We start from the raw sequence: 5,045 nt of genomic DNA on the forward strand, positions 1-5,045 counted from the left end.
GTATTTGACGTCGAGGATGCGGGCCGTGTTGTCGGCGCGCTCGACATAGGTGCCGAGCTGCGAGAAATCGAAGATCTCGTTGCGCAGCATGGTGCCGTAGAACGAACCGCGGATCAGCGCTGTCTCGCGCTTGATGGCGTCGAGCACGTTCGGCAGGTCGCGCTCGTCGATGGGCCTGGCCAGCATGCGCTTCAGCGACATCCAGGCCTCGTTGATGCTCTCCCAGGTCTCGCGCGTCAGCGCGGTGCGCACCATGCGGGCATTGTTGCGGGCGGTCTCGATCGAGGACATGGTGCTCGACGGGTTCGAGGTGTCGCGCAGCAGGAAGTCGGAAACGTTGGCAGCGGTATAGTCCTGGTATTTCTGGCTGAAGGCGATGTCGGAGCCCGCGCTCAGCAGCACCGAGTTCCACTCCTCGGACGCATTCTGCGTACGGGTGAGCGCCATGCGCAGGCCGGCATCGACAAGGCGGGCCATGTTTTCGGCCCGCTCAATGTAGCGGTTCATCCAGTAGAGCCCGTTGGCGGTACGGCCCAAAAGCATATCAATTTGCCCCGATGTCGAGCGAATAGCGAATAGCGAGTAGCGAGTAGGGAAGAATGCGTCTCATGATTGCTGCGTCCCCCTGCCCAGCTCAATCATCCAGCACCCACGTATCCTTGGTACCGCCGCCCTGCGAGGAATTGACCACCAGAGAGCCCTCTTTGAGGGCCACGCGCGTCAAGCCGCCGGGCACGATCTGGATGCGGTCGGAGACCAGCACATAGGGCCTGAGGTCGACATGGCGGGGCGACAAGCCCTTCTCGGTGAGGATCGGGCAGGTCGACAGCGCCAGCGTCGGCTGGGCAATGTAGTTCGATGGCTTTGCCGCGAGCTTCTTGGCAAAGTCCTGGCACTCCTTCTTGGTCGCCGCAGGCCCGACCAGCATGCCGTAGCCGCCGGAGCCGTGCACTTCCTTGATGACCAGCTCGCTGATGTGCTCCAGCACATATTTCAGGCTGTCCCCCTCGGAGCAGCGCCAGGTCGGGATGTTGCCGAGGATCGCCTTGCGGCCGGTGTAGAACTCGACGATCTCGGGCATGTAGGAATAGATTGCCTTGTCGTCGGCGATGCCGGTTCCCGGCGCATTGGCAATGGTGATGTTGCCGGCGCGGTAGACGTCCATGATGCCGGGCACGCCAAGTGCCGAGTCCGGGCGGAAGGTGAGAGGATCGAGGAAAGAATCGTCCACGCGCCGGTAGAGCACGTCGATCTGCTTGTAGCCTTCCGTCGTGCGCATCGCGACATGGCCGTCGACGACGCGCAGGTCCTGGCCCTCGACCAGCTGCACGCCCATCTGGTCGGCGAGGAAGGCATGCTCGAAATAGGCGGAGTTGTAGCTGCCCGGCGTCAGCACGGCGATGGTCGGCGCATCCTTGGTGCCCTTTGGCCGCACCGCGGCCAGCGACTGGCGTAAGAGCTGCGGATAGTTTTCGACCGGCCGCACCTTGATCTGCTGGAACAGCTCGGGGAAGAGCTGCATCATCGTCTCGCGGTTCTCCAGCATGTAGGAGACGCCGGAGGGCGTGCGGGCATTGTCCTCCAGAACGTAGAACTCGTTCTCCGAGATGCGCACGATGTCGACGCCGATGATGTGGGTATAGACGCCGGCCGGCGGCCTGACCCCGATCATTTCCGACAGGAAGGCCTCGTTCTTGGCGACCAGTTCCCTGGGCACACGGCCGGCGCGCAGGATTTCCTGACGGTGGTAGATGTCGTCGAGGAACGCGTTCAGCGCCTGGACGCGCTGCTCGATGCCTTGCGTCAGGCGGCGCCATTCATTGCCGGAGATGATGCGCGGGACGATGTCGAAGGGGATCAGCCGTTCTGAGGCTTCCTGCTCGCCATAGACGGCAAAGGTGATGCCGGTCTTGCGGAAGACGCGCTCGGCGTCCTGCATTTTCTGGGTAAGCCTGGCCGGGTCTTGCTCCTTCAGCCAGCGATCATAAGCCGAATATGGTCTTCTCAGTCCGGAAACTTCCGGAAGCATTTCATCAAACGCTGCCAATCGCGTACTCCCCTGTGACACCATTTCACTGGCGTCGTCGGAGAAAATCAAGCGCAATCGGTGATTTGATGGATGCCGGCGGTCGTTATGTCAGGACTGCTTAAGATTGAGGCAGGGCCGACGGGGCTGGGTCAGGCTTTGCCTTGCGCCCGGGCAAACGACAAAGGGCGACTCAGAAGGCGCGGAAAGTGACGATGGTGAACGTGTCCTTGATGCCGGGCAGAATCTGCACCTTCTCGTTGATGAAGTGGCCGACGTCCTGCTCATCCTCGACATAGAATTTGGCGAGCAGGTCGTAATTGCCGGCGGTCGAGTAGATTTCCGAGGCGATCTCGGCATCGGCAAGCGCGCCCGCGACCTCATAGGCCTTGCCCAGATCGCACTTAATCTGCACGAAAAATGCCTTCATTGCCGGTCCTGCCTAGCCTCTGCGCGAATAAGCGGCCCTTTTGGCAGAGTGGCGCCCAGCTTTCAAGCACCAGCCGAAAGGCGCCGAGCAACGAGCACCAAGCATGGCGGCATCGCCGAATCGCGGCGCCTGCGATTTGCTGAAACCACCAAGCGGCGCCATGCGTATGTTAGGATGCATCTTCGGACTGCGATTTCCCCTGGGGACAATGGAGGCAGGCATGCGCCGCTCGTTATTCGCATTCGCAATCATTCCATTCCTTTTCCTGTCCTCGGCGCTTGCAGGCGACGCCGAGGTCAAGGCGGCGCAGACGGTCATCGACAGCCAGTTGAAAGCCTTCATCGCGAATGACGGCGTCAGGGCCTACAGTTTCGCCGCGCCGAATGTGAAACGCGTCTTCCCGACGGTCGACATGTTCATGAACATGGTGACCAACGGCTACGCGCCGGTGCGCAAGCCGCAGAGCTATGCCTTCGGCAAAGTCGAGCAGACCGGTCCGACCTCGATTATCCAGCAGGTGATGATCGTCGGGCCTGATGGCAAGGATTACGAGGCGGTGTATACGCTGGAGCAGCAGCCCGACGGTAGCTTCCAGATCACCGGCTGCAGCCTGCGGGCCTCGACGTCGCTCAGCACCTGAGCCGGTCAGAGCACCGGAATATCACCCCGCGCCCAGCCTTCGGAGATCTCTGCGGCACGTGCATCGAAGGCCTGCGCTTCGATCGTGGCGCGGATGTCCTGCATCAATTTCTGATAGTAGGAAAGATTGTTCCAGGTGAGCAGCATCGCGCCAAGCGACTCCTGCGAACGCACCAGATGATGCAGGTAGGCGCGCGAATAGTCGCGTGCGGCCGGGCAGTCGCTCTCCTCGTCCAGCGGCCGCGGATCGTCGGCATGGCGGGCATTGCGCAGGTTGACCTTGCCGCGGCGCGTATAGGCGAGGCCATGGCGGCCGGCGCGGGTTGGCATCACGCAATCGAACATGTCGATGCCGCGCGCCACCGATTTCAAGATGTCGTCCGGCGTGCCGACGCCCATCAGGTAGCGCGGCCGGTCGGCAGGCAGTTCCGGACAGGTGATGTCGAGCATGTCCAGCATCACCGCCTGCGGCTCGCCGACGGCCAGCCCGCCGACGGCGTAGCCTTTCAGGTCCATGGCCTTCAGCGCCTGCGCGGAGCGCACGCGCATGGCCGCGCTGTCGCCGCCCTGGACGATGCCGAACATCGCCTTGCCCGGCTGGTCGCCGAAGGCCGCCTTGCAGCGCTCGGCCCAGCGCAGCGACAATTCCATCGCGCGCTCGATCTCCTTCGGCTTGGCTGGAAGTGCCGTGCATTCGTCGAGCTGCATCTGGATGTCTGAGTCGAGCAGGCCCTGGATTTCGATCGACCGCTCCGGCGACATTTCGTAGGGCGCGCCGTCTATATGCGAGCGGAAGGTGACGCCCTTTTCCGAGAGTTTTCTCAGCTTCGACAGCGACATCACCTGGAAGCCGCCGCTGTCGGTGAGAATCGGATGCGGCCAGCGGGCGAATTCATGCAGGCCGCCGAGCTTCGCCACGCGCTCGGCGCCCGGCCGCAGCATCAGATGATAGGTGTTGCCGAGGATGATGTCGGCGCCGACGCCGCGCACCTGGTCCATGTACATGGCCTTCACGGTGCCACCGGTGCCGACCGGCATGAAGGCCGGCGTCCGGATCTCGCCGCGCGGCATCGAAATCACGCCGCGCCGCGCCCTGCCGTCGGTGGCAAGCAGCTTGAAGGTGAAAGCCTCAGCCATGGAAGTCCTTGTCGTGCACAGGCGCGCCGGGTGCCTGCTCGTCGAGCGACTGCCGGTAGCGGATGCAGCCGCGCATGAATTTTTCCCAGGGCGGCACCGCGATGGCAGGTTCGGTCTTTTCCGGCAGCAGGGCCCAGAGGTCGGGGTGATGCCAGCAGAGATCGTGGCCGGTGGAGTCGCGATGGGTGCGAATGCCGGCGCGCAGTTTCTTCACCTCCGCGACCAGAGCGTCGCGGTCCATGTGTTCCAGATCATCGTCCATCGCTCGTCTCCGCTCGGTAAAGCAAGCTGGCGTCTCCGTAGGAGTAGAACCTGTAGCCGCTGTCGATGGCATGCGCATAGGCCGCGCGCATCGTCTCCAGCCCGCTGAAGGCCGAGACCAGCATGAACAGCGTCGAGCGCGGCAGATGGAAATTGGTCATCAGGAGATCGGCCGTCCGGAAACGGTAGCCGGGCGTGATGAAGATATCGGTCGGACCCGACCAGGCGGCGAGCCTGCCGTCCGGCGTGGCCGCGCTTTCCAGCAGGCGCAGCGACGTCGTGCCGACGGCGATGATCCGCGCTCCGCGCGCCTTGGCCTCGTTGAGTGCTTGAGCGGTCTCGGCGCTGACCGAGCCGGTTTCGGCATGCATCTTGTGGTCGGCGGTGTCGTCCGCCTTGACCGGCAGGAAGGTGCCTGCGCCGACATGCAGGGTGACGAAGCGGCGCTCGATCCCTTTCGCGTCCAATGCGGAGAACAGCTCTGGCGTGAAATGCAGCCCGGCGGTGGGCGCGGCGACGGCGCCCTCCTCCCTGGCATAGATGGTCTGGTAG

The 5,045-nt window shown here is 63.3% G+C and carries 7 protein-coding genes; 1 reads left to right on the top strand and 6 read right to left on the bottom strand.

Annotated features, from left to right (window positions below; translation table 11 throughout):
* From EN781_RS25390 to EN781_RS25400, 3 genes are all read right to left on the bottom strand, one after another.
* The coding region (locus EN781_RS25390) for an alpha-E domain-containing protein (protein WP_189347838.1) at positions 1-543 on the bottom strand (543 nt) is incomplete at its 3' end.
* A gap of 91 nt (positions 544-634) precedes the next feature.
* A complete protein-coding gene (locus EN781_RS25395; RefSeq protein ID WP_189347840.1) occupies positions 635-2,047 on the bottom strand; it encodes a circularly permuted type 2 ATP-grasp protein in 1,413 nt (470 codons plus the stop codon).
* Between the two features lie 172 nt (positions 2,048-2,219).
* Positions 2,220-2,456 carry an Lrp/AsnC family transcriptional regulator gene (locus tag EN781_RS25400; RefSeq protein ID WP_126054733.1) on the bottom strand — a complete coding sequence of 79 codons (237 nt, stop codon included), beginning with the start codon at positions 2,454-2,456 and terminating at the stop codon, positions 2,220-2,222.
* 220 nt (positions 2,457-2,676) lie between these two features.
* Between EN781_RS25400 and EN781_RS25405 the strand changes: the two genes are divergently transcribed.
* Positions 2,677-3,096 carry a DUF4864 domain-containing protein gene (locus EN781_RS25405; RefSeq protein WP_126059080.1) on the top strand — a complete coding sequence of 140 codons (420 nt, stop codon included), beginning with the start codon at positions 2,677-2,679 and terminating at the stop codon, positions 3,094-3,096.
* 5 nt (positions 3,097-3,101) lie between these two features.
* Here EN781_RS25405 and tgt read toward each other — a convergent pair whose 3' ends face one another.
* The 3 genes from tgt to EN781_RS25420 form a co-directional block, all read right to left on the bottom strand.
* Complete coding sequence (gene tgt / locus EN781_RS25410) at positions 3,102-4,232, bottom strand: tRNA guanosine(34) transglycosylase Tgt (RefSeq protein ID WP_126054734.1); 1,131 nt, start codon at positions 4,230-4,232, stop codon at positions 3,102-3,104.
* Positions 4,225-4,494, bottom strand: coding sequence for a hypothetical protein (locus tag EN781_RS25415; protein WP_126054735.1), 270 nt, complete (start codon positions 4,492-4,494; stop codon positions 4,225-4,227). Before EN781_RS25415 ends, tgt begins: the two co-directional genes overlap by 8 nt.
* Positions 4,484-5,045: S-adenosylmethionine:tRNA ribosyltransferase-isomerase (locus EN781_RS25420; protein ID WP_189347842.1), on the bottom strand; the 562-nt coding region annotated here is incomplete at its 5' end. The genes EN781_RS25420 and EN781_RS25415, both read right to left, overlap by 11 nt.

Source organism: Mesorhizobium sp. M4A.F.Ca.ET.090.04.2.1 (genome assembly GCF_003999085.1).
Lineage (GTDB): Bacteria > Pseudomonadota > Alphaproteobacteria > Rhizobiales > Rhizobiaceae > Mesorhizobium.

Coding starts and splice junctions, on each gene's coding strand:
- EN781_RS25400 (WP_126054733.1), bottom strand. CDS start 2,456: ATGAAGGCATTTTTCGTGCAGATTAAGTGCGATCTGGGCAAGGCCTAT.
- tgt (WP_126054734.1), bottom strand. CDS start 4,232: ATGGCTGAGGCTTTCACCTTCAAGCTGCTTGCCACCGACGGCAGGGCG.
- EN781_RS25415 (WP_126054735.1), bottom strand. CDS start 4,494: ATGGACGATGATCTGGAACACATGGACCGCGACGCTCTGGTCGCGGAG.
- EN781_RS25405 (WP_126059080.1), top strand. CDS start 2,677: ATGCGCCGCTCGTTATTCGCATTCGCAATCATTCCATTCCTTTTCCTG.